General features: G+C 40.5%; 17 protein-coding genes. 5 read left to right on the top strand and 12 right to left on the bottom strand.

Features of this window, described 5'->3' with window-relative positions; genetic code table 11:
• Nucleotides 1-234: 234 nt before the first annotated feature.
• The 3 genes from ACM0OX_RS25985 to ACM0OX_RS25975 form a co-directional block, all read right to left on the bottom strand.
• On the bottom strand, nucleotides 235-1,449 hold the full coding sequence (locus ACM0OX_RS25985; protein WP_414517810.1) for an HhoA/HhoB/HtrA family serine endopeptidase: 1,215 nt from the start codon (nucleotides 1,447-1,449) through the stop codon (nucleotides 235-237).
• 266 nt (nucleotides 1,450-1,715) lie between these two features.
• Complete coding sequence (locus tag ACM0OX_RS25980) at nucleotides 1,716-3,038, bottom strand: D-alanyl-D-alanine carboxypeptidase (protein WP_414517808.1); 1,323 nt, start codon at nucleotides 3,036-3,038, stop codon at nucleotides 1,716-1,718.
• Between the two features lie 569 nt (nucleotides 3,039-3,607).
• Nucleotides 3,608-4,678, bottom strand: coding sequence for an LOG family protein (locus ACM0OX_RS25975; RefSeq protein WP_414517806.1), 1,071 nt, complete (start codon nucleotides 4,676-4,678; stop codon nucleotides 3,608-3,610).
• Nucleotides 4,679-5,584: 906 nt separating this feature from the next.
• On the opposite strand from ACM0OX_RS25975, the gene ACM0OX_RS25970 reads away from it, so the two are divergent.
• Complete coding sequence (locus tag ACM0OX_RS25970) at nucleotides 5,585-6,412, top strand: GNAT family N-acetyltransferase (protein WP_414517805.1); 828 nt, start codon at nucleotides 5,585-5,587, stop codon at nucleotides 6,410-6,412.
• On the opposite strand, the gene ACM0OX_RS25965 is transcribed toward ACM0OX_RS25970, so the two are convergent.
• Nucleotides 6,386-9,052, bottom strand: a complete 2,667-nt coding sequence (locus ACM0OX_RS25965; RefSeq protein WP_414517804.1) for an EAL domain-containing protein — start codon at nucleotides 9,050-9,052, stop codon at nucleotides 6,386-6,388. The genes ACM0OX_RS25970 and ACM0OX_RS25965 overlap by 27 nt on opposite strands.
• A gap of 564 nt (nucleotides 9,053-9,616) precedes the next feature.
• Between ACM0OX_RS25965 and ACM0OX_RS25960 the strand changes: the two genes are divergently transcribed.
• The 3 genes from ACM0OX_RS25960 to ACM0OX_RS25950 all read left to right on the top strand — a co-directional run bounded on the left by ACM0OX_RS25960 (nucleotide 9,617) and on the right by ACM0OX_RS25950 (nucleotide 14,507).
• Nucleotides 9,617-11,317 (top strand): glycosyltransferase family 39 protein, encoded by a 1,701-nt coding sequence (locus ACM0OX_RS25960; RefSeq protein ID WP_414517802.1) that lies wholly within the window; start codon nucleotides 9,617-9,619, stop codon nucleotides 11,315-11,317.
• 533 nt (nucleotides 11,318-11,850) lie between these two features.
• Nucleotides 11,851-13,470 (top strand): glycosyltransferase family 39 protein, encoded by a 1,620-nt coding sequence (locus tag ACM0OX_RS25955; RefSeq protein WP_414517800.1) that lies wholly within the window; start codon nucleotides 11,851-11,853, stop codon nucleotides 13,468-13,470.
• Nucleotides 13,471-13,787: 317 nt separating this feature from the next.
• Entirely contained in the window at nucleotides 13,788-14,507 is a 720-nt protein-coding gene (locus ACM0OX_RS25950; protein ID WP_414517799.1) for a DUF4079 domain-containing protein, read from the top strand.
• 209 nt (nucleotides 14,508-14,716) lie between these two features.
• On the opposite strand, the gene ACM0OX_RS25945 is transcribed toward ACM0OX_RS25950, so the two are convergent.
• Nucleotides 14,717-15,895, bottom strand: a complete 1,179-nt coding sequence (locus tag ACM0OX_RS25945; RefSeq protein ID WP_414517798.1) for an ATP-binding protein — start codon at nucleotides 15,893-15,895, stop codon at nucleotides 14,717-14,719.
• A gap of 501 nt (nucleotides 15,896-16,396) precedes the next feature.
• Nucleotides 16,397-16,597, bottom strand: a complete 201-nt coding sequence (locus ACM0OX_RS25940) for a hypothetical protein (RefSeq protein WP_414517797.1) — start codon at nucleotides 16,595-16,597, stop codon at nucleotides 16,397-16,399.
• Nucleotides 16,598-16,919: 322 nt separating this feature from the next.
• Between ACM0OX_RS25940 and ACM0OX_RS25935 the strand changes: the two genes are divergently transcribed.
• Entirely contained in the window at nucleotides 16,920-17,411 is a 492-nt protein-coding gene (locus ACM0OX_RS25935; RefSeq protein ID WP_414517796.1) for a GNAT family N-acetyltransferase, read from the top strand.
• A gap of 113 nt (nucleotides 17,412-17,524) precedes the next feature.
• On the opposite strand, the gene ACM0OX_RS25930 is transcribed toward ACM0OX_RS25935, so the two are convergent.
• The 6 genes from ACM0OX_RS25930 to ACM0OX_RS25905 all read right to left on the bottom strand — a co-directional run bounded on the left by ACM0OX_RS25930 (nucleotide 17,525) and on the right by ACM0OX_RS25905 (nucleotide 24,082).
• A complete protein-coding gene (locus ACM0OX_RS25930; RefSeq protein WP_414517794.1) occupies nucleotides 17,525-18,142 on the bottom strand; it encodes a class I SAM-dependent methyltransferase in 618 nt (205 codons plus the stop codon).
• 145 nt (nucleotides 18,143-18,287) lie between these two features.
• Nucleotides 18,288-20,756: an EAL domain-containing protein gene (locus ACM0OX_RS25925; RefSeq protein WP_414517793.1), complete on the bottom strand. Its 2,469-nt coding sequence runs from the start codon at nucleotides 20,754-20,756 to the stop codon at nucleotides 18,288-18,290.
• Nucleotides 20,757-20,777: 21 nt separating this feature from the next.
• Complete coding sequence (locus ACM0OX_RS25920) at nucleotides 20,778-21,815, bottom strand: sensor histidine kinase (RefSeq protein WP_414517792.1); 1,038 nt, start codon at nucleotides 21,813-21,815, stop codon at nucleotides 20,778-20,780.
• An 84-nt stretch (nucleotides 21,816-21,899) separates the two neighbouring features.
• Nucleotides 21,900-22,328 (bottom strand): response regulator, encoded by a 429-nt coding sequence (locus ACM0OX_RS25915; protein ID WP_414517791.1) that lies wholly within the window; start codon nucleotides 22,326-22,328, stop codon nucleotides 21,900-21,902.
• 15 nt (nucleotides 22,329-22,343) lie between these two features.
• The gene (locus ACM0OX_RS25910) at nucleotides 22,344-23,837 is read right to left on the bottom strand and encodes a sensor histidine kinase (RefSeq protein ID WP_414517789.1); all 1,494 of its coding nucleotides are present in this window, start codon (nucleotides 23,835-23,837) and stop codon (nucleotides 22,344-22,346) included.
• A 107-nt stretch (nucleotides 23,838-23,944) separates the two neighbouring features.
• The gene (locus ACM0OX_RS25905) at nucleotides 23,945-24,082 is read right to left on the bottom strand and encodes a hypothetical protein (RefSeq protein ID WP_414517788.1); all 138 of its coding nucleotides are present in this window, start codon (nucleotides 24,080-24,082) and stop codon (nucleotides 23,945-23,947) included.
• Between the last annotated feature and the right edge of the window lie 597 nt (nucleotides 24,083-24,679).

Below are 24,679 nucleotides of genomic sequence, written 5' to 3'. Positions count from 1 at the left end.
CAGCCATCTTTACGCCAAAATAAAAAACACAATTTCTGGATGAAGTCTTGTGGGCTAAAGGGTACAGAGTCAACAGCCTAGGCTCCACCTCCCTGACTCGAAAAAGAGCCGCAATGATAAGCATTTCCAGCCAGAGGCTCTTAACAAGATTTTAAAAGGGTTTTGGCTTCAGTTGACACCCAGTTTTTTCTGTGCGCCTACTATTCCACACAATTAAAATCGCCTATATTGCCCCTACGAAGCATTTTGCAATTCGGCTGTGCGTATTGAAAGCTGCTGTGTCTGATTACCTCGTTGCACTTTCACCTGTAATACTTGACCAAGGCGACTGTCTTCCACAACATTCTGCAATTGTTCGGCACTGGTAATTGCTTTACCATCAACTTGCAGAATTACATCCCCGCGCCGGATACCCGCAGATGCCGCTGGAGAATTGGGAACAACTCGCATGACAAAAACACCATTAATTTCTGGTATCTGAATCGGAGAGTTGGGATCGGTGTTATTTTGCTTGGCGAGATCGGGTGTTAAAGTTAGCATTTGCACACCTAGATACGGGTGAGCAACTTTGCCATCGCGTTGTAGTTGCGCAGCGATCGCTTTAGCTTTATCAATAGGAATGGCAAACCCAATACCCATCGCATCAGGGCGAATGGCTGTGTTAATCCCAATTACTTCACCTAGACCATTCAATAGTGGCCCGCCAGAGTTACCAGGGTTAATGGCGGCGTCTGTTTGAATGAAGTCCAAACGTTTGTCACTAATACCAACTTGGGCGCTGGAACGTTTGAGGGTACTGACAATTCCCAAGGTAACGGTGTTATCAAATCCCAAAGGATTACCAACTGCGATCGCCCAGTCTCCGACTTGGACATTAGTGGAAGAACCCAAGGGCGCGACTGGTAAATCGTTACCAGCGTTAATCTTGACTACTGCCAAATCTGTAACTTCATCAATACCTTGAACTTTCCCTTCAAAGGTGCGGCCATCTTTGAGTCGGACTGTTACTTTATCAGCCTTATCGACCACATGAGCATTAGTCAAAACTAAGCCGCTCTTGTCAATAATGAAACCTGAGCCTAAACCACGTAACTGCTCAGAAGGCATCTGTTGGGAGAAACCGTCACCAAAAAACCGACGGAAAAAGGGGTCTTCCATAAATGGATCGACCCGACGAGTAATTGTTCGCTCAGTATCAATGCGGACAACTGCTGAACCAACACGATTCACTGCTGCTGTGACAAAGCTAGTACTACCGATCGCAGCACTAGCTGGTGATTGCCGTTGAGCAATTAGATTTGAAGTATCTCCAGCAGTTATTGTGGGTGCTGGTTCGGCTTGGGAAGGTAACACCTGTAATGTGCTAACCGCTAACACAACTCCTAGCGCGATCGCTAAAACATGAGTACTTAGTTGCCGTAGAGACCGAGATATTTTGGGAAAGCGCATAATCACAACCTAATTTATAAGCCTAATTTTTGCTTAGTCGTGACAAATCTATTTACAGTTATTTTTATTTCAGGTTTCGCCTGCTCTTTCCAATACTGGAGTGAGGGCATTTTGCGAACTACCTGTAATCAACTTAATAGAAAATTTAACCCAAAAGCTATTATGGACATTACCCTTTACAAGTTCGGTTTTTACCCATCAATAAAACTTTTGGATTGCTAATAAGACTAGTCCACTCTCTGTTCTAACTCTAGACTATGGATGAACTAACTTTTGTATAAAATTTCATTCCGATTAGCTGCGCCTAGCTGGGGTAAAGAGTTAATGGCTGAGTGGGGAGTGAGGTTAACAGGAACGGTGAGAGGTAGTTGTAATTGTTTCACAACACTTTGCAAAAGTTGGTCTTGTCCAGTCCGCAAACCCCAGACATTTGTCCCACGGTTGATAATAGCAAACCAAACCAAACCGCGATCGCGTGTGGGCATCACTCCTGCTAAAGCGCTCACATCCCGGAGAGTACCAGTTTTGATCACAGTCGCCAGGGGAATGTGTCTAGTGTGTAGTGTCCCCCGGTGATCGAATCCAGACATGGGAAACAAGTCAGCTAGATTCAGTTGATGGGCAGATGCCTCAGCTTGAATAGCCATAAACATTGCACAAACAGCTCTAGGAGAAATGCGATTTTCCGGCCCCAGTCCAGAACCATTGATTAACTGGATTTCCGCTTGTGGCACTCTAGCAAGATTGGCAGCAGTTGATTGGACTACAGGTGCTCCCCCTACTGAATCTGCCAACATCTCTGCCATATCGTTGTTACTATAAACGTTCATTTCCTTGAGTAGTTGCTTCAAGGGCAATGAGCGATGACGCAGTAACAAAGTTTGTTGAGGGTTTGGTTGCGCCTCAACTTTCACCCCGCCGGCAATCACAACTTGAGGCTTGGGTGTTCCCTTGGGCATGATTGAGTGTGTATAAATCGCAGGGCGTCCCCAAGTTGCACGATTTAGCGTTTGCTTGAGCATCAGACCGGCTAACATTGGCTGACGTTGAAAATTCATGGCAAAACTGCCAGTAATAATCAAATTTCCCTTTACTTGCTTGATGCCCATTTTATTGAGAGTATTACCAAGAGCGATCGCTTCTTCCCAAACAAACAAAGGATCGCCACGCCCTGTAACCACTAAATCACCCTGCACAACTCCATTTACCACTGGGCCAGTGACACTCACCAAAGTATCAAATTGGTAATCTGGCCCCCAAGTTTTCAAAGCAACTAGTGAAGTGGCAATTTTAGTTAAAGAAGCAGCCGGTAGCGGTGTCGTACCTTGGTGATTTGCCATCAGCATCGGCCCCGACTGCATCCAAATTCCCTGACTCTCAGCCAGATTTTGCGCCACCACTTTTGATGTGATGAGCTTTTTCAAATATTCCTGCACCGTAGTTGCCCCAGTTGGATTTGGATCGGGGGCAAGAACAAAGCCAGGGCTACTTTGCCAAGTTAGTGCATCTAAGGCATCTAGAGGTTTGATTTGTACCCCAGCCATTTCCAGCCAAAGCGACACCAAACCTGAACCCAATAATTCCAGCATTTTTTATTCCTCTGTTAGGATCTCAAGCGTTGTTTACTGTGCTAATATACAAGCTTTTTTACAAAAATCAGTATTGAGTCATAATAACTGGTGTTTTTCTCATCTGTAAGTAGGGTGAATTATATTATTTTCGTGGCTTGCTTAGACAATGCCAAAATGCCCATTGCTAATGAAGATAGCCGCATGAATATAAAAATATTTTTGATATGTTCCGATAAATCATCACAAAGACGCGATAAATCGCCGTCTCTACAATAATCAGTCTTTTGTCTTGACGGCGATTCATCGCGTCTCTTGCCTTAACCGAACCGTATTGCGCATACTCCTGCAAAGAAGGAAACTACGCGCAGGGTGTCGCAGCCTGATAAGAAAAGGCTTTATGCTGTGCGATCGCTCTCGGTAATTCTATAACCTTGAAACAAAAAAAGGGAAAGTATTCAAAATTCTCTCCCTTTTTTCCCTTAATAAACTAATCAACATTCAAGTTGCATAATCAGGACGGATAAGATGTCCACTCCACAAGATATTGAGAAAATTTTAATATGCAAATTAGATGTGTTTTAGCTTACCTACTTTCTTTCTGGATGCGCTGCATCCTCTGGTGAAGGAGTACCCATCTGGTTAATTGTGGCAATCATCTGATATAAGCGCCCCAAATCGCGTTGATTGAAGTACAAAATGAGGCGAGGTAGTTCAACAGTTTCATCTTGTGCTTCTTGAGGTAATGCCTGACTTTTTTCAATTCTTCCTTGAATAATAATGTCGCTAAAATCAGCATTAAGTTGTTCTAAAAGAGCGTCTGATATATCTGTCTTCAGGCGGATGACTAACTTCTCGCCTACATAGCGGCTGGAATGATAAACCTGGTAAAAACGGGTGATAGCATCACAAGCCACATCCAGGTTATCTGTCACCGTGTAAAGGCTGGGGTCTTCAGGATTGACAAGACCATTTTGTACTAATTGCTTATCAATATATTCGCTCCAAGAGCGCCAGTAATCACCACCAGGGCGATCGATTAAAACTAAAGGTACTGGCCCAAATTTACCAGTTTGGCTTAATGTCATACATTCAAAAGCTTCATCTTGAGTCCCAAAGCCTCCCGGAAACAAGGCTACAGCATCACTTTCTTTGAGGAGAAACAGCTTGCGGGTGAAGAAATATTTGAAGTTAATTAGCTTGGGATCGCCCTCGATAAAAGGGTTTGCTTGCTGTTCAAAGGGTAACTGAATGTTTAATCCAAAGGAATTTTCTCGTCCAGCACCTTCATGACCCGCCTGCATGATTCCACCACCACCACCAGTCATCACCATAAATCCTAATTGAGAAACCGCGCGAGCAAACTCAAGAGCCATTTGGTATTCTGGTCTATCTGGCGCTAGACGAGCAGAACCAAAGATGGTGACTTTGCGAACGTGTCGATAATCATAAAAAAGCTGGAAACCGCGCTCCATATCTGCTAATGCAGCTGATAATATTTTCCAATCGAGACGCTCAATTTCGTTATCAGCTAGACGAACAATAGTAGTAAGTGCTTGCTGAATAAATTGCCGATTTTTTAATGTCGGTAAACGAACGATCAATTCAGCGATATCCGCCTGTAGAGACTCTAATGTGTCAAACGACGCAGATGAGGTCATGAGAACTGCTGCAACAATGGCATTATATTTTACGTGAACTACTCACACTCTAGCAAGCGGGAATAGCCCTTTGATGTGCAGTTAGCAAATTAATTCAGAACTGGCAGAACTGATTTTGAAGCTGAAAATTCTAAATTTTTTTTTGATCGGGCTTGTTGTGATACTTCAACTTTTGAAAACCATAGCAAGTTCTCTCAGTCGATCAATTGACATAACTCCCTCACTTAGGTTATCTGTCGTCACAATGTACAGCAGATTTCAAGTTGGTGAGGTACACAAGCTAAGTCTGTTGCCCAAATATAAAGCATATTTTACTCCTGAATTCTGAATTCTGCTGTATATCAGGGTTTGTGTAAAATACTATGACTTACATCTATAGCGTATATCAAAAGAAAATTTTGTATCTTATTGCCAGATTTTTTGGGAATTAATGCCCATAATAAAAGCACTCTAACCCTAATCTAAGAAAGTAAAAAAGCTCTCTAGACCACAATACCGTTTAGTTCAACCGAAAATTCTTGGTAGAGACGCAAAATTGGACTGAGCAACTCTTGGAGACGCGATCGCGAACCCCCCGCCATGCTAACATCCCGCTGCGCTCACGCGTCTTTACAAGTCAAAAATCAGTACCAAAAATCCTTAACCAAAGCGTATTGCTCTAAAGGATTGTTGATCGAAATCTGTCTCAATTACACTTCGACACATTAATGCATAATGTGAACTATTTGTATAGTAGACCTCTTGCAAAAATATATTTTTGCACTCTTAGGGAAAAGGGAAAAGGTTAAAGGGAAAGGATTTTGAGTTTTTTTCCCCTTTTCCCCTTCCCCTTTACCCCGACTTTTGCAAGAAGTCTAGTGCCTAAATCCTAGTAGAATATTTTCGCAAATCTAAGTAGGAAGATAGATGGAAGTTTCTGGACGCATCAATTACCCACTGAATCCTCCTCCCCCTCTTGAAGATTTTCCCGTCCTTCAAACTGAAAAATATACCCTACGACTGGCTTCAACTGAAGAAGAATTAGAATCAATTTTTCGGTTACGCTTTGAAGTTTTTAATCTTGAACTAGGTTTGGGATTTTCTACTTCTAACTTTACCCAGATGGATATAGATAAATTTGATGCGGTTTGCCATCATTTAATTTTAATCTCCAAACATACGGGTAAAACGATTGGAACTTATCGGATGCAGACCTATATAATGGCTTCTCAAAGACTAGGCTTTGATGCTACCGATATATTTAATCTTAATGGAATTCCCAATTCTGTGCTTCAGGTATCAGTGGAAGTTGGGCGTGCATGTATAGCTAAAGAATATCGCAATAGTCAGACACTTTTACTACTCTGGGAAGGGCTGGCAAATTATCTCATCTGGAGTAAAAACCAATATTTCTTTGGTTGTGCATCATTACTAACACAATGTCCTGGGCAAGCTACTTGGGCTTATGATTATTTTCGGCAGAATAACTTGATGCATCCAAGTATTTTGGTTTACCCAAACTCACAATTTTACCTAGAATTGACTCAAAATTGTCCAGATTCATCTAATGTTGAGATTCCGAAAATTTTGCAGGCATACTTGAATATTGGAGCTAAAATATGCAGCCTTCCTGCTATTGATCGGCAGTTTAAAACTATTGATTTTTTAACTATATCTAATCTTGCAGATTTTGCCAGATGGCGTTATCCAAATCCTCTCAAAAAACCCTTACCACTGAGGATTTTTCACGATTAATGCTAATGCTGCCGCCTTATCCAACGGACGCGAGAAAAAATATCCTTGTCCATATTCACAGTTCAACTTCTTCAGAAATGCTAGCTGCTCTTTTGTCTCCACTCCTTCGGCGGTAACATCCATACCTAATTTGTGTGCCAGTGTGATAATTGTCTCAATAATTTCTAAATTCTTGCCATTAGTATCTATCGGGCTAACAAAAGAACGGTCAATTTTCAACACACTAATCGGAAAGCTATGGAGACGGCTTAATGAAGAGTAGCCTGTACCGAAATCATCAATTGATAACTTAATGCCCATCTTCCGAAATTCTGAGAGTGCGGCATTTGCCTCATCGCCATTTTCCATAATTGCACTTTCAGTAATTTCTAACATCAGACTGCTAGCATCAAGACCAGTCGAGTGCAAAATTTCTCCAATTTGTTCAATTAAATCCCGTTGAGAAAATTGCTTGACTGAGAGATTGACGCTGATTTTCTCTAACGAGTTTGTTGGATTGCTCGCCTGCCAGCTTTGCATCTGGCGGCACGCCTCATATAGTGTCCAGTAACCAAGCTCGACAATCATTCCGGTTTCTTCTACCAGAGGGATAAAATCTGTTGGAGAAACAAAACCACGCTCTGGATGCTGCCAGCGGATTAGAGCCTCAAAGCCTATAAGTCTGCCATTCGTGAGGGAAACAATCGGTTGGTAATAAAGTTGAAACTCTTGGCGTTCGATCGCTCGGCGTAGATCGTTCTCTAACTGCAATCTAACCAGAGCCTTAGTATACATCTCTTGGTTGAATAGTTCATAGCGAGCTTTGCCCAGCGCCTTGGCTCGGTACATAGCTGTATCAGCGTCTCTTAACAAGTTTTCTGGTTGGTCATAGTCTACTGTTGAACTCAGGGCAATGCCAATACTTGCCGTTGTAAATACTTCTTGCCCGTCAAGCTCAAGGGGTAACGTTAGTTCTTGTTGAATTCGTTCAGCTACTTTGATGGCTTCTGACACATTCTGGATTTCGTCAAGCAGGATTGTAAATTCGTCTCCCCCAAGTCGTGCGGCTATATCCGTGGAGCGTATGCATACTTCTAATCTATTTGCAATAGCAATTAGAAATTGGTCTCCTTTTAGGTGTCCGAGACTGTCATTGATCACCTTAAACCGATCCAGGTCGAGAAATAATACAGCAAATAAATAATTCTTCTGTCGCTTGGCTCGCTGGAGTGTGTGTTTTAAGCGCTCCATAAAGAAAGCTCGGTTTGGTAAACCTGTCAGTGCATCGTGAAACGCATTATGTCGTAACAGTTCTTCTACCTGCTTACGCTCGTTAATTTCAGCTTCTAATTGCTTGTTAACCTCTAAGAGTCCAGCAAATGAATCTTGTAATTGAGTAGCCATTTGATTATGAGCCTGAGCAAGAACTCTTAGTTCGTTGATACCCTCTACTTTAACGATTTGGTCTAACTTCCCATTTGCAATTTCCTGAGAGGCAAAGCTCAAACAGAGAACTGGTTGAGTAATCCAATGAGAAGTAATCACTCCTATGCCTGTAGCCAATATCAACGCTCCTAAACACAGCAAAATAGTGGTTCGGGTGTTGGCTTCGATATGCTCCATAAAGTCGGCTTCTGGAACCACTACGATAATCACCCAATTTAGCCCACAGTCGGCTGTAAAGGGCATTAACTGTACAAATTGCCGATTGCCATCAATTTCAAATTCTAGCTGTCGGCTAGAAGAAATGTTTCTAAAATTACCAAATTGTGACTGCAAATACTGTATTGTCAGATGAGCGATCCGATCGCTACTAGCGATCGCTCTGAGCCGTTTGGATGTCTTTTTTCCTGCCTCATAACTCAGGATAAAAGGTTGCTCTGCGGTTGAAGTTGCTACCAACTCTCCAGAATGCTCGACAATAAATGTCTTTCCTGAGCGACCAATCTTTAAACTGTGCAAGAACTCGCTCAGTTGCGAGAGAGATAACGTTGCATTCGTCACTCCAAGCAAAGTACCTGTCTGGTCATAAAGAGGTTGGGTTGCACTAAACGCTAGCCCTGGTGAAGAGAAGTAGGAATAAATTTCTGTGCAAGTAGTTTTACCTGCTTTCACAGCATTTGTATACCAGGGGCGAGTGCGAGGATCAAAAGTTGGGTTAACTTGAAGTAACCTGACAATATTACCTTGATTATCAGTGGTGTAAGTATAGTAATTGTAACCAGTTGATTGATCTCTTTTTCGGATAACTAGTGAACCATCGTGAAGGCGATCGACCGAATGAATTTCTCCTTGTGTACTTGCAAAAGCGATCGGCTTTAAGGGCTTGAATAACTGCATTTGATGCCATAAATGGCGTTCTAAACTTTTTGCATCTTTTAAATTTAACTGACCAATATGGACAGCATTGGCGTTAACCTGAGTGACAAGTTGGGGAGTCTCTATGTAATTGGTAACATGTTGATGAATCCGAGTTGTAACCTCATTCCGTAGCTGAGTAGCAACTTCATTAACAGCTTTCTGACCATTTTTTAAAGATAAAAACGCTGTTAAGCCTACAGCAGCAGAAATTTGCACGACGAAAGGTACTACAAGAGCTACACGGAGTGGCACTCTTAAGAACCCTTTGGGAATCGAACGCAAGAAATTCTGCTGTCGCATCTGTGCGATCTTAGCCTCCGAGAGCTTAAAAGCAAGAGTTTATCTTCTTGTCAAGGGAGTATTATCAATATGCTCTACAGCTACTTTAAACTGCTACCTCGAATTCTGATCGGTAATTCCGATCGGTTAACAATACCAAGCCGCCGTAGGCATCGCTTGTTCTATACCCTGTCCTGTGCTGGAGGCAAAAAACAATCCTTTATTCGCCATTAGGAGAATTGAGAACTATAACCCCCAAAGCGATCGCTCAATGCACGGTAGCTATGGAGTCGCCTGACTACAAATGGGGCTACACTTAGTGTATTTTACACTCCATTGATATCTCGGTTCCAAAACAAATCCAGTTTTGCGGGATTTGATACAACCTTGCCCATTTGTTTTTGTAGTTAATAAAGGAGAGGTGTTGATTGCCAATCTTCCCAATCAAATAAAAGTCCGGTTGGTGATGTTTAACAAATAGGCTTTGCTTGAAGTCTTGGCGATGTCGACGACGGGCGTTGCTATGGCACCTCATCCAACCCACTTAATTAGATGATTTGAGAAAACTTTTTAGGAAACCCACTTATGCACCATCTCAAATTTGCTCCGAGTTGGTTGCGATTTTTAACTATCTTCTTATTGACGATGGGTATATTATTTCGCTTTTCTAATCTTGATGGTAAAGTTTTCTGGCAAGATGAAACTTATGCCTCATTGCGAATTTCTGGTTATACGATTAATGAAGCTAAACAGCAACTTTTTAATAATCGTGTGATTGGCAAAGAAAGTTTTGCTCAGTTTCAAGGTGCAAATCCAGACAAAAGCCTAAATGACACAATTATGTCTTTGGCAAAACAAGATTCTCAGCATCCACCGTTGTATTACATCATAGCCAGATTGTGGATGGAAATCTTTGGTAATTCGATAACGGCGATTAGAAGTTTATCAGCCTGCATTAGTTTGCTGGTTTTCCCTTGTATTTATTGGCTATGCCGAGAATTATTTAATGTGCCATTATCGGTTCCTGGTGTTGCGATGCCTGCGGCGGGCGTAGCCATCGCACTCATGGCTATCTCTCCAATTCACCTAGTATACGCCCAAGAAGCACAAGAATATATTCTTTGGTTAGTCACCATTTTACTATCCAGTGCGTCTCTGCTGCGAGCCATACGGCTAGAAGATGAGCTATCAGAAGAACCACAAAAACCAGATTTATTCGCTATCTGGAGCCTTTATGCAGTCACTTTAGCCATTAGTCTTTATACATTTCTTTGGAGTGCATTTGTAGCAGTTGCTCACGGAATTTATGTAATGATAACTGCAAAATTTCAGTTTACTCAAACTGTGAGAACTTATCTGCTAGCATCACTAGTAGGTTTTTTAGCTTTCATGCCTTGGATAACAGTTGTAATTGGTGATTTTTTTCAATTTTTGATTTCAGCAGACAAAACAACAACACAGTTCGATTTAATACCTATATTTCCATTTTTGTTAATGCAGTTAAGCCGGATTTTTTTTGATATAGACCTTAGCTCAGAAAATCCTCTCGGCAATTTAATTGCACTAAGCTTTTTAATTTTGGTAGGATATTCCATTTATTTTATTTGCCGAGCAACTAACTATAAAGTCTGGTTTTTTATCATCACATTAATTGTAGTACCAGCATTACCCATAATATTGCCAGATTTAATTGCTGGGAGTATACGATCATCTACCGAAGCATATTTAATCCCATCTTATTTAGGAATCCAAGTAGCTGTTGCTTATCTACTAGCTACACAACTATATAATGGGAGCGTGTCACGTCGCAGAATTTGGCACATAATCATGACATTAGTGATTATTTGTGGTTTGATTTCTTCTAAGGTGAGTTCACAGGCAGAAACTTGGTGGAATAAGGGTATGAATTCTGGCAATCCCCAAGTCGCCCAAATCATTAATCAGAGTAAGCGCCCACTTTTGATTAGTGATGCTTTTGGCAATAATTATGGTAATGTCTTTTCTTTAAGCTATCTTTTGGAACCAAAAGTGCGATTTCTGTTGGTGAACAATCAAAAAATTCCTAAAATTCCTGATAGGTTTACTGATGTGTTTTTACTTAATCCCTCAGAGGCTTGGGGTAAAATCATAGAAAAAAAGTATAAATTCAAGACAGATATTGTTTATAGTGATAACTATTATTCAATTTGGAAATTCGCTAAAACTCGTAATTTGCGCCGACGTAATATTTCACCTAATAATCAATTATCTGCCAAGCTATCAACTAGGCAAACAATTCTTCCATAGCTGACAACTATTGAAAAGTTCCTTGTTGCACAAATAAGCCTGCTTGGAATACATAAACCCACTTCACTAAACAAGCCTTTTTGTAGCTAAAGATACAATTTTTATCTTGCACAAAAAACTACTGGATCTAATTACTACCTTCATTACTTGACTAACTCACTATCTACAATTGCAACCCACCACTGTGGAAACTTCGCCAGCAATTTCTTGATAAATATCACAAGTGACCGATCGACTTCCAGTACTTGTGCAAGAACTCAAAACTACGATTGTGTGCAAAATTTACCGCCCCTTTGAGTTTCTGTATAGGTAGATATTAGACATTTGACTGCGCAACTAATAGCCTCGTATGATGATCGTTTATCAGGATTTGGCATAGTCGCGGCGGAACCTTCACCCTGATGATTTGCTTGGAGCGATCGCTTCTATACTACGTCTATTTGGTTAGACATTTTTAATAACTAGTTTTGAGAGTCATAAAGTTGTTTCGTTAAAGTAGATAATTATTGTACAAGTTATTGTGAAATTTAGTTATGCAGCATCTCCAACTTGCTCCAAATAGGTTGCGGTTTATCATTGTAGTTTTGTTAATGGTGGGTATATTTTTTCGTTTTTTTAACCTTGATCGCAAAGTTTACTGGCATGATGAGACTTTCACTTCATTGCGGATTTCTGGCTATACATCAAATGAAGTCAGGCAGCAAATATTTAATGGTCGCATAATTAATAAGGAAAGTTTTGCCAAATTCCAAAGTCCCAATATGGAAAAAGGCTTACGTGACACAATTATATCTTTGGAGGTAGACGATCCACAGCATCCACCACTGTATTATATACTCGCTCGGCTTTGGGTCGGAATCTTTGGCAATTCGGTGACGGTAATTAGAAGTTTATCTGCCTTTATCAGCTTGCTGATTTTTCCGAGTATTTATTGGCTGTGTCGAGAATTATTTAAATCATCAGCATGGGTATCGGAGGTTGCGATCGCACTCATGGCAATCTCTCCTATTCACCTAGTATACGCCCAAGAAGCACGAGAATATATTCTCTGGATAGTGACTGTATTACTATGCAGTGCTTCATTGCTACGAGCATTACGATTGGAATCACAAGATCGAGTACTACCCATATTAAATTGGGGAATGTATGCAGTCACATTGGTACTCAGTCTTTATACATTTTTGTTCAGTGGATTTGTTGTAGTCGCTCATGGTATTTATGTAATTGCCACTGCAAAATTTAGGTTTACTAGAACAGTAAAAGCTTATCTATTAGCATCTTTAGCAGGGTTTTTAGCTTTTACACCTTGGATACTGGTTGTGATAGTTAACTTGTTGCAATTAAAAAGTTCAACAGCCTGGACACAAAGACATTTACCCTTAGATGCTTTAATTAAATCTTGGCTTTTACAATTAAATCGAATTTTTCTTGATTTAGACTTAGGCTTTGAAAATCCGTTTAGCTATCTAATCACACCATTTTTTTTAGTTCTTGTTGGATATTCTATTTATTTTATTTGTCGAAAAACTAACTATAAAATTTGGTTGTTTATTGTCACTCTGATTATGATTCCTGCATTACCTTTAATGCTACCAGACTTACTTTTTGGGGGTATACGCTCACTTGCCGAACGTTATTTATTGATTTCTTATTTAGGAATTCAACTAGCTGTTACTTACTTACTAGCTACGCAGCTAAACAATAAGAGTTTTGCACGCCGGAGAATCTGGCAAATAATCATGGGACTAATGATTATTTGTGGACTAGTTTCTTATGGAGTGAGTTCTCAGGCTGAAACTTGGTGGAGTAAGGTTATTAGCTCTGGTAATCCACAAGTTGCAAGAATTATTAATCAGGCTAATCATCCACTTTTGATTAGTAATGATTCTGGTATTAATTATGGTAATGTCTTTTCTCTCAGTTATCTTTTACAGCCAAAAGTGCAGTTCCAATTAGTAAAAAACCGTTCTATCCCCAATATTCCTGATGAGTTCACTGATATTTTTTTACTAAATCCTTCAGACATCTGGCGTAAGCTAATAGAAACAAATTATAATTATAAAACGTTTATAGTATACGGTGACGAAAATTACTTGCTCTGGAAAATAGAAAATCCACGTAGCGACGGATTTTTTGAAAAAATTAGGACTTAACCAAAATTAGACGCTGTATTTATAGGCAATTCATATAAATGAATTCACGTCAGTTAGAGAATAAACTTAATTCTTTTTCGACTATTATTTGCATAAATTTATATCAAAAAATATTTCCATATATTTTTTGATATATGGAAGTATTTGCTAAAGTCATCATCTTTTATAAGATATTTAAATAGTTTCTTGATTAAAATCAGCTAAAAACAACAAAAATAAATATTAAACAAATTCTCATCTGAAATTAATTTAAGTAATGGTACGATAGTTTAAATTATCCTTTGTGATGAATTCAATCATTCATTGAAAGGTGTTCTATGCAAATAACAGATTTTCTTGGTCTTTTACATCCAGCGATCGCAATTATATTCGTGTTTCCCCTCATCGGTACAGTAGTTAATTTTGCTTGGCAAACACGCCAACGTAGATTGCAAATTTTAGCGGGGAGTAAGAGTAAAATTCCTCCAGTGGTGGGTGCAGAACATAAGCAGTTAGGTGAAAGGCTCACAAGTGCAGTTGTGGGATTAACTTTAATCGGATTAAGCTACCCTATTGGCAAAAATATTATCAAAAATCAATTATGGAATCAAACACCTTTTCAAGTTATTTTTATCCTGCTAATATTTGCTGCTACCATCGCCTCATTAGTATTTCTTTATCGGGCAAAACAGCGGGTGTGGCGGGCAGTTTTTGCAACTTTAACTGGTGCAGGTTTAGTAATTCTAGGCTGTCAGGATGGAGTCTATCGCCGCACCAATGAGTGGTATTGGTCACATTATTATATTGGCATTACCGCAGCACTGCTGATGATTTTTTCATTAGCAATTGTTCAAGATATTTATCAAGATAAGTCCAATCGCTGGCGTCTCGTCCATACGATTTTAAATTGCATTGCTTTGTTGCTATTTATTGGACAAGGTATGACAGGAACGCGAGACTTGTTAGAAATTCCCCTGAGTTGGCAAGAACCCTATATTTATCAGTGTGATTTTGCTAATAAAACTTGTCCAATGCCAAATCCCCAAACACCAAAATAAGCAAGGGAGAATAACTCATACCAATACCCAATCCCTAAATTTTATAATTTACTTGCCTAATTACTAGACTTCTTGTATGAATCAAAAGCCCTCACCCTAAATCCCTCTCCCAAGCTTGGGAGAGGGACTTTTTAATTGGCTCCCCTTCTCCCATTTTTGGGAGAAGGGGAGAAGGGATTGAGGGCAAATTTTGTATTTGTGCCAGAAGTCTATTGTAGTGGCAGAGTAATAATTACTGTTGTGCCAACACCCTGCTCACTTTCTAATTGAATATGACCACCATGCAACTCCACACATTTTTTAACTATAGTAAGCCCTAGTCCTGTTCCTTGAATTACACCTACATTGCTGGCGCGATAGAAGGTTTGAAATAGATGAATTTGATCTTTGAGAGGAATCCCCATTCCCCGATCTTTGATTTGGAAAATGGCAAAGCGATCTTTGCAAATCAAATTAAACCAAATAGTGTCATTTTCAGGGGAATATTTGATGGCATTGGAAATCAAATTGGTTAAGATACAATTTAGTAAGTCTTCATCCATTTGGGCTTGGGTCGATTCTCCTTGACAAGTAAAGATAATGCTGTGCTTACTACCTGCATTTAGTTGAAGAATATCTGTGAGTTCGCTACAGAAATTTTCTAAATTTAAAAGTGTAGGTTTGTATTCGAGTTTAGCTGCTTCCGTTTTACTCAAGAATAATATCTCATCTAAGAGATTAAGCATCTGGTTGATAGCATTTTGTATTCGATCGAAATATTTAGTTCTCCGGGCATCAGTTAGTTTATTGCTGTTGTATTCAAGGATATCTACAGCCGTCCGAATCGTAGTCATAGGGGTGCGGAACTCGTGAGAAACCATTGCTACAAAGTTTGACTTTAACTCGTTGAGTTCCTGTTCTTTTGCCAGCGCTTGACGGGTGCGTTCTTCACTCTCGCGTAGTTGGTTGAGAATTTCACTTCTTTCAATGGCATAGCGAATGGCACGCACTAACCGTTGTATATTTATTTTATCTTTAACTAAATAGTCTTGCGCTCCTTCTGCTAATGCTTGCAGTGCTAAATCTTCATCATCAATACCTGTTAATACCACTACTGGGATATCAGGTACTGCTGCCCTAAATTCTTTTAATGTGTCCAGCCCAATAGAGTCTGCAAGGCTGAGGTCTAACAAAACTAGGTCGAATCTGCGTTGCTTTCTATTCCCTATCTGAGAATTATCAAGGGTGGACGCAGAGTTTTCCCTGCTAGCTTCTATTGCCTCAGATAACCGTTCAACATGTAACATCTGCCATTGTTCTTGATCTGCATTTCTAAATATCCGGTGTAGCAAATGAGCATCACTTGCACTATCTTCTACTAATAGAATGTGAATTGTGAGCTTTTCCATAGTCCAGGGCTATATCAATTTGTTAGATAATCACCTGATTTCCTATTTTTTAGATAGGGATAGAAATCATGCGTTTATTAGAGGGTTACTAGGCAGTTATTAGATATATATTTAAAGATACCTTAATTTGCGTTGAGAGTAAAATAAAACACTGTTCCTACGCCCATCTCGGTTCTGACTCAGCCCAGATGCGACCACCATACTATTCTCGAGGAGTATGAAGACGGCAGAAAACCTCAAAAATTCGCTCAAGATATTGAGATCGTTATCCTGAGCGATCGCTATATGTAAATTACTTAGAGCTAGACTCAGTGTTATATTACAGTCAACGAGCACAAATTCCTACCTAACGCACACACGTAGAGATAATGTAGCTCATGACACAAAAAAATAAGTGGATAATTGTAGCTGTTACACCACATATCCACTCAATACTTACTTTATTAGGGTGATTACAAAAGACCTGACGAGATAATTAAAACTTGGGAAAGTTCAAATCAATTAACGTGACTCAGTTCCTTGATTGGGGCTACCTGCTACAGAATCTTCTCCTGGCGCTTCTGGAGTAGCAGTTGTTTTAGCATCACTCTTTTCAGCATCGCCAGTTTTGCGGATACCTTCTTCGATGGGGGTTTGGTAGCCACCAGAAGCGGTAGGCGTAGCTTCTTGATTATTAGATTTTTCTTTTTGTTGTTCAGCCATGACTACATTCCTAATCATTTATTCTTGGGATTATCTTAAAAAAATTAGGAGTATGAGTACATCTATCCAGAATATAGTTATGGCTGATTCGTCCCTCTATCGTAAGTATTGTTTAGTACTATTCATGTATGCTGATGAAAATCCATAAATATCGAATTTATTAACCTTAGAACGCTTGCTGCCATTAAGGGAGAACGTGAAATAGGTTTGATGTCCAAGATGCTTTTAAAATTGCTTGATTGATAGTTGACAGAAAATGGCAACCGATCTGAATGAATAGTATGGTGTGATGATAGTGATACAAACTATCAAAGTATAATTAATGAACCAGAGCAATCTATCGTTACCATCTGGATGTGTCCTTCGCAAAGCAACCTCTGCGGATCGGTGGTCGATTCGATTGCTGGTATTTTCTGCCAAACTTGACCCAACCCAATTAAATTGGCAGCAATTTTGGGTAATTGAATACAATCAGAATCTTATAGCTTGTGGACAGCTGCGTAATTTTTCAGGGGCACAAGAACTTGGTAGCTTGGTCGTTGCATCAGCTTGGAGAGGTCGCGGTTTGGGTAGTTTGCTAACGCACCATTTGATTAATACAGCAACGCAACCACTTTATCTGGAATGCTTAGGTCAACGGCTGGTGCAGTTTTACAGTCGCTTTGACTTTGTGCCAATATCTTTTGAAGACTTGCCACAATTTCCCAAGACCATAGGCTTATCTACGCTCAAGGAGAAATTTAAATTCTCGCAGTTAGCTAAAAAGCTGCTCAAAGTTCCTGTGGTGTTTATGGAATATCGAAATAATTCGTAATTCGTAATTCGTAATTCGTAATGACGCTCCTGCGTCGCTAACGTAATTCGTAATTAAAATATGCAGAACAGGGCTGGATACAAACTGTTTCCAATCCTTTAGTCTTCCCTATTTCAACTTGGAGGTTTAGCAAAAATTGTTAGTAAGACAGGCCCTAGTAAATAATGGTGATTTAAACACAATAGCCCAGCAGAGGAGCCAAGAAGTTGACGTTGATGAGGGCTGTAGAGTCTAATTCCACGGGGAGAAATAGGCAATAATTGAGGTTCTGTCTCTTTTTTGGAAGTAATGTCAACCAAATAAAAGCGTCCACCAGGAGAAAGTACCCGTGCTATCTCACTAACTACCTGTTTTGGTTCCAAATAGTGCAAGAAGCTGATAGTACTGAAAACGGCATCAAATTGACCATCAGCAAAGGGAAGAGATTCAGCTTTGCCCTCAATATAAATTAAGCGTGGACGGTGGCGGTTGCTCTGTCTTGCTACCCGCAACATATTAGCAGATAAATCCAATCCGGTAGCTCGCAAATCGGGAAACTGAGTAGCAAGGCGCTCAAGCAAGCGTCCAGTACCACAGCCTATATCAAGTACATTTGCTAGCTCTGGTAAATCGACGTACTCCAGCAACCGTTGGTGAATGGCTCGATAAAACACTGAAGGAAAGAACCAATCGTAACTTGATGCCCATAGGTCAAAAAGTAGCTTTTTGTTATTGAAAAAGTCATCAGTCATTAGTTTTCGCAGCTTTCTTAAAGCTTGATGCTTTTTGAGGGTAAGTTTAGCTGCGCCTCCAAAAATTTGGTTAACAACACAAATTAACTATAGCGGTTCTAAATTGGTTGTAATATCTGGCTTTTGTCGGGTTAGTTACACTAAGCTAACTAGGTTCAAGACCAGATAAAATCAATGTTTCTACCGACTTGCTATCGAGGGGTTGAGAGAAAAAATATCCCTGTGCATATTTGCATTTCATCACTTTAAGTTGTGCCAGTTGCTCTAGTGTTTCTACGCCCTCTGCTATGACATCTATATTTAGATTCTGTGCTAGAGCGACGATCGCTTGAACAATCTCTAAGTTTTCTCCATTAGCACCAATCTTAGCAATAAAGGAACGATCGATCTTCAAAGCATTACTGGGAAAGCGGTGCAAGTAGCTCAAGGATGAATAGCCAATGCCAAAATCATCTAAGTGTAATTGGATATTCATCTGTTGCAGTTGCAAAAGCATAAAAGTTGCTAATTGAATATTTTCCATAAGTACACTTTCGGTAATCTCCAGCTTTAAACTGCCACCTTCTAAACCAGTCTCTTGCATAATTTGGTTAATTTTCTCAATCAGCCCAGGTTGAGAAAACTGCTTAGTGGAAAGATTTACACTGATTGTCAAGGGTGGGTCAGTAGGAAATTGTACTTGCCAAGCACGCATCTGCCGACAAGCCTCGCCTAGTACCCAATAACCAATAGGGATAATCAGCCCAGTTTCTTCTGCCAGGGGAATAAAGTTGTCTGGAAAAACTAATCCGTGTTGCGGGTGCTGCCAGCGAACGAGAGCCTCGAAGCCAATAATTTTGTAAGTTTCTAATAAAACAATTGGCTGGTAGTAAACTTGAAACTCCTGGCGTTCAACTGCCCGTCGTAGATCCATCTCTAACTCTAATAGCTGCGTTACTTGGGTGTACATGGTTGAGTCAAATATCTCATGGCGTGCCTTACCCAATGCTTTTGCGCGATACATTGCAATGTCAGCATCGCGCAAAAGTTCCTCTGGATGGTTATAACTACTTTTACTCAGGGCGATGCCAATGCTGGCAGTGGTAAATACCTCGTACCCGCTGAGTTGGAACGCAGATGTCAGAGCTGCATGAATTCCTTCCACTATGTTTGTTACTTCATTAGCATTTTGGAGATCGTCAAGCAGAATTGTAAACTCATCTCCCCCTAAACGAGCAACTGTGTCTCCAGAGCGCAGGCAATTTTCCAATCTGCGAGCAAGGGCAGTTAGTAGTTGGTCGCCAATCATATGACCGAGACTGTCGTTGATAACTTTGAAGCGATCTAGGTCTAGAAAGAGAACAGCGAATATATAGTCTATACGTCGTTTTGTCAGCATGAGCGCCCGTTCTAGCCGTTCCATAAATAAGGCGCGGTTTGGCAAACCAGTTAGTATATCGTGAAAGGCATCATGAATTAATTGTGCCTCTGCAAGTTTGAGAGCAGTAATGTTGCGAGAGATACTTAAAACAAAATATACTGAACCATCGCTAGCCAATTCAGGCACAAGACGGGTATGGTAATGTCTTGTTTGCTGGGCGATCGCTAAACTGCATTCAAACTCCGTTTCTTCCTTTGTTTGGAAAACTTGTTGAAGCTTGCGATCGCATATCCAGCAAAATTCTTCTGACAGATTTAATTCTGCGTTTGTTTTGCCGATAAATGTTTCGGCTGATATTCCTGTAACTTTTTCAATAGCTGGATTAACGTAAACATAGCGCAATTGAGTGTTAAATCTAGAAATAATATCAGGTGCATTTTCAACTAGTGCTTTGAATTCTTGCTGGCGACGCGCTAGGGCCTCTAGAATTTGGTTGCGTTCGGTGATATCCTGAAAGACCAAAACTGCACCAGTGATGTTACCGTTGTCATCTTTAATCGGTGCGGTACTATCATCAATTGGTATTTCTGTACCGTTTTTAGTAATAAGTATCGTCTGTTCTGGTAGACCGACATTAACGCCCGACTGAAGGACTTGCTCTACAGGATTTTCAATTATTATACGAGTTGCTTTCTGAGCAATATTAAATACTTCTGTTGCTTCTTTACCAAATGCATCTGCATAATTCCAACCCGTCAGTACCTCCGCAATTGGATTCATAAAATTCACAGTTCCAGCTTCGTCGCTAGTAATCACAGCATCTCCAATACTTTTAAGTACAGTAGTTAGCCATTGTTCATTCTGTTTGATTTTTTTTTCAGTTTGATGTTTAGAAAGGGTAATTTCAATCGTGAACTTTAATTCTTTTTCTTTGAAAGGCTTGAGAATGTAGCCAAACGGTTCTGTCACCTTGGCTCGATTCAACGTTGATTCATCTGCATTAGCAGTCAGATATATAACTGGAATATCAAAAAGATTATGAATTATCTGAGCAGCCTCCACACCATCCATGTTTCCTTTGAGGTGAATATCCATTAGAACTAAATCAAGGGAATCATCTGCTGCTTTCCTAATTGCCTCCTCTCCCGAATCGGCAAGCCCCATAACACTGTATCCAAATTTCCTGAGCCGATTTTGTATATCCATTGCCACGATGATTTCATCTTCAACAACTAATATATTTACTGGGTTCATGGTTTTATTTAACTTATAAAGTTAGAAATTTTGAGTTGGGAATATAATTTTATACTCTACTCCCTTGTTACTGGTAAAGTCGATATTGCCTTGTAGCTGATGCATTAGACCTTTGACTAATCGTAAACCTAATGATTCTGTAGCTTGAAAGTCAAAATCTTGGGCAAAACCGACACCATTATCACTGATAGTAAGTGTAAATAAATTTCCTTCTTTGGAGCAAAAGTCAATACAAATTTCTCCCGATTCTCTTTGGGGAAAGGCATATTTTAGGGAATTTGAAATCAATTCATTGATAATCAAACCACAAGGAATAGCTGCATCAATGGCTAGAAAAACCTCCTCAACGTTAATTTTCAAGATAATATCGCTGGAATTGACGTTGTATGAATAAAATAAATTAGTTACTAAATCTTGAATATAGTCGGCAAAATTAATCCTTGCCAAATCTTGAGATTGATATAGTTTCTCGTGGATCAGAGCCATTGATTCAATCCGGTTCTGGCTATCTTTGAATACCTCAAGGGCTTGATTGTCCTTGAGATACTCTGCTTGCAGGTTGAGCAGACTAGAAATAATCTGCAAATTATTTTTTACCCGGTGATGAATTTCTTTCAATAGCACCTCTTTTTCTTGAAGCGATGCTTTAATCTGCTCCTCTGCTTGTTTACGCTCCCGCCTCACTAGTGCCTCACGCAACTCGCGGGCAACAGCAGGGGTAAGTCGTGCTAGATTGCCTTTGATAATGTAGTCATGGGCACCAGCTTTCATGGCGGCGACTGCGGTATCTTCACCAATAGTTCCTGAGACGATAATGAATGGCAAGTCAAGTCCACTTTCCTTAACCTGCTTCAATGCATCTGGGGCGCTAAAGGTGGGCATAGAATAATCGCAGATCGCGATATCCCATGTTTGCCCTGCGATCGCAGCTTTCATGGCTATGGGTGTATCAATTCGTTCAAAGGTTACTTCGTAGCCACCACGTTGCAGTTCGCGCAGCATCAACAAAGCGTCGTCTTCTGAATCCTCAACAAGTAATACGCGCAGTGGTATACCCATGTAATTCGTAATTCGTAATTCGTAATTCGTAATTAAGAAAGTCAGCCTTATGTCTATAACCTGATTTTGGAGGATTGGTAGAAGCTATATCCTTGGTGGTGATTCATTTAAGACAAACCAGTACAATCCTAGTTGTCGCACTGCTTCACTGAATTGGGAAAAGTCTACTGGTTTGCGAACATAGCTGTTGGCTCCCAAGCTGTAACCATTGATTAAGTCTTGCTCCTCTTTGGAGGAAGTGAGAATGACGACGGGAAGGATTTTTGTCCTGTCATCGGCCCGCAGATGTCGCAAAACTTCCAGACCATCAATTTTAGGCAACTTCAAATCTAGAAGGATGAGATTTGGCATAACGCTCATATCGCGATCGGCATAGACACCTTTACCAAAGAGATAATCTAGGGCTTCTACTCCATCGCGTGCCACCACTACCTCGTTCATAATATTGTTTTTCTTAAGTGCGCGTAGGGTTAGCACTTCATCGTCAGGATTGTCTTCTACAAGTAAAATCATGCTGTATTCCTCTAGTTAAAGGGTGAAGTAAAATGTTGCGCCTTGTTCCACTGCACTTTCAGCCCAAACACGGCCACCATGACGGTGAATAATGCGCTGCACAGTAGCTAGTCCGATACCAGTACCTTCAAACTCAGTCATGGCGTGTAGGCGCACAAAAGCACCAAAGAGTTTGTCAATATAGGCCATATCGAAGCCTGTGCCATCATCGCGGACAAAATACACATGGGTGTCATCTTGCTGTAAAAGCCCAAATTCTATTCGGGCTTTTTGATGTTTTCCTGTAAATTTCCACGCATTACCTAGCAGGTTTTCTAGCACGATCCGTAACAGATGAGTATCACCATTAGCAACCAATCCCGACGTAATGATAAACTCTACTTGGCGTTCAGGTTGGGTTTTGTGCAACTCTGTAGCGATCGCCTCCACTAGTGCGCTGAGATCGACCTTTTCGTAACGCATCTCACTACGCGTTAATCGTGACAGATTCAGTAAATCGTCGATCAGTTGTGCCATTCGCTGGGTGGCTGCACGCACTCGCTGAAGGTAGTTTTGACCTAATGCATCCAGCTTGTCAGCATAATCTTCTAGGAGTGCTTGACTAAAACCATCGATACTCCGCAAGGGGGCCCGCAGGTCGTGAGACACAGAATAACTAAATGCTTCCATCTCTTTATTAGTGGCTTCGAGTTGTGCTGTACGTTCTGCAACTCGCCCCTCAAGCTGGACGTTCAGACGCAGAATCTCTGACTCCGCCTTTTTGCGCTCATTAATTTCAGTTTGCAATTCTTCGTTAGTGTTTCTCAGTTCGGCAGTCTGTTTGTTAACCTCTATTTCTAACTCATCACGAGCTTTTTGCAGAGAATTTTCCATCCGTTTGCGTTTGACAAGTTCTTGATTGGTAATCGTGGCTGCCAAACCAACGATCGCAGAAGCGATAATGCTGCCAAAAATAGTTAGCAAAGTTGTTTGATGAGCGCTGGCATTTGCCTCCATTGACCGCTGTTTCAACAATTCATTCTCTTCATTCTCCATAGCTGTAGTCAGCATTCGGATGTCCTCCATAATCTGCTGACCCCGATCTGTCTGAACTATTTGCAGCGCGGACTCTAAGTTTTTGCTCCTAGCGTTAATCGTCTGTTCAATCAAAACCAGTTTTTTGGTTATCAGGGGTTCAAGGCGATCGAGCCGCCGCTGTTGATTCGGGTTATCCGCAGTCAATTGGCGCAGAACTTGAAGTTTCTGAGCAATCTCGCCAGTTGCAGTACGATACGGTTCCAGATACCGTTCTTTGCCTGTGAGAAGATAGCCTCGTTGTCCAGTCTCTGCATCTTTAATCTCTGACATTACTTCTTTTGTCTTTTCAAGCACCTCGCGTGTATGTGTTACCCATTGAGCGTTTTCTCTATACTGAAGCAAACTAAGATACGAGACTACGCCAACACCAGTCATAATTGCGACTGCTATTACAAAACTGCCTGTATTCTTTTTGTAAATAGCCCATTCCATTTTTTACCTTCCTAGTTGAAAAAGTAGCTGCTGACTATAGCGGTAAAAACGGTGAGCCAGCGCTGTAGATTGATAACAGTGGCTCTTTACTAGCTATTTTCTTTTTTCTACGTTCGCGAACAGCGTGTCGGAGACGAGGCTGCGCCAATGAGACGCTCTGCGATCGCTGCGTTAGCGCCGTTAGAATGGTCACGCGTTCCCGTCTTTGAAAGAGAAGGGTGACTAGCAGCCCAACTACTCGTCATAGTTTTAGTAACTGATACCAAGTTTCTTAACTTTGAGAGTCAATTAGCTCTAATAAAGGATATCTATAATCAGTTAATGATTGTGACCGTATATTTTCTGAGACATGAGAAGGCAAATAATAAATTTTGTTAAATGATTCAGTATATTTCCGTAGCTATTTTCACGATATTTTCGCTTGCATAAATTATGTTAATATGCTATGTAACATCAGTAATTGCACTTAAAAATCTTTACTTATATTAGCTTGATATTAAATTAATTAATAAGTACGGAGACTAAATAAAAACATAAACTACTATCAGTAACCTGAAAAATTCTGCATCCTTGAGGGATTGAGCCGAATGGCACTAAGAAAAGCCCAAAGACTTATTGTATCCTCGTTCCCAGGCTGGAAGTTGGGGCAAGGTCTGTATCTTGACTTAGTGCCATTCAGATTGAGCCGAAATGTTTGTCAGATAGTGCCAATTTGCTGAAAAGCGTTGTCCTGTCTACATTAGACCTCTTGCAAAAGTCTCTAACACCCCACCCCCAACCCCTCCCTGCAAGCGGCTACGGTGTACACACATCTTTGTATAAAACCAAAATCGTTGAAGATC

Source organism: Nostoc sp. PCC 9305 (genome assembly GCF_963920915.1).
Classification (GTDB): domain Bacteria; phylum Cyanobacteriota; class Cyanobacteriia; order Cyanobacteriales; family Nostocaceae; genus Nostoc.
Note: the sequence above shows the minus strand (reverse complement) of the source record. Positions and strands in the feature narration are given on the sequence as shown.

Coding starts and splice junctions, on each gene's coding strand:
- ACM0OX_RS25950 (WP_414517799.1), top strand. CDS start 13,788: ATGCAAATAACAGATTTTCTTGGTCTTTTACATCCAGCGATCGCAATT.
- ACM0OX_RS25905 (WP_414517788.1), bottom strand. CDS start 24,082: ATGACGAGTAGTTGGGCTGCTAGTCACCCTTCTCTTTCAAAGACGGGA.
- ACM0OX_RS25970 (WP_414517805.1), top strand. CDS start 5,585: ATGGAAGTTTCTGGACGCATCAATTACCCACTGAATCCTCCTCCCCCT.
- ACM0OX_RS25960 (WP_414517802.1), top strand. CDS start 9,617: ATGCACCATCTCAAATTTGCTCCGAGTTGGTTGCGATTTTTAACTATC.
- ACM0OX_RS25910 (WP_414517789.1), bottom strand. CDS start 23,837: ATGGAATGGGCTATTTACAAAAAGAATACAGGCAGTTTTGTAATAGCA.
- ACM0OX_RS25975 (WP_414517806.1), bottom strand. CDS start 4,678: ATGACCTCATCTGCGTCGTTTGACACATTAGAGTCTCTACAGGCGGAT.
- ACM0OX_RS25945 (WP_414517798.1), bottom strand. CDS start 15,895: ATGGAAAAGCTCACAATTCACATTCTATTAGTAGAAGATAGTGCAAGT.
- ACM0OX_RS25985 (WP_414517810.1), bottom strand. CDS start 1,449: ATGCGCTTTCCCAAAATATCTCGGTCTCTACGGCAACTAAGTACTCAT.
- ACM0OX_RS25920 (WP_414517792.1), bottom strand. CDS start 21,815: ATGGGTATACCACTGCGCGTATTACTTGTTGAGGATTCAGAAGACGAC.
- ACM0OX_RS25940 (WP_414517797.1), bottom strand. CDS start 16,597: ATGGCTGAACAACAAAAAGAAAAATCTAATAATCAAGAAGCTACGCCT.
- ACM0OX_RS25965 (WP_414517804.1), bottom strand. CDS start 9,052: ATGCGACAGCAGAATTTCTTGCGTTCGATTCCCAAAGGGTTCTTAAGA.
- ACM0OX_RS25935 (WP_414517796.1), top strand. CDS start 16,920: ATGAACCAGAGCAATCTATCGTTACCATCTGGATGTGTCCTTCGCAAA.
- ACM0OX_RS25930 (WP_414517794.1), bottom strand. CDS start 18,142: ATGACTGATGACTTTTTCAATAACAAAAAGCTACTTTTTGACCTATGG.
- ACM0OX_RS25980 (WP_414517808.1), bottom strand. CDS start 3,038: ATGCTGGAATTATTGGGTTCAGGTTTGGTGTCGCTTTGGCTGGAAATG.
- ACM0OX_RS25925 (WP_414517793.1), bottom strand. CDS start 20,756: ATGAACCCAGTAAATATATTAGTTGTTGAAGATGAAATCATCGTGGCA.
- ACM0OX_RS25915 (WP_414517791.1), bottom strand. CDS start 22,328: ATGATTTTACTTGTAGAAGACAATCCTGACGATGAAGTGCTAACCCTA.
- ACM0OX_RS25955 (WP_414517800.1), top strand. CDS start 11,851: ATGCAGCATCTCCAACTTGCTCCAAATAGGTTGCGGTTTATCATTGTA.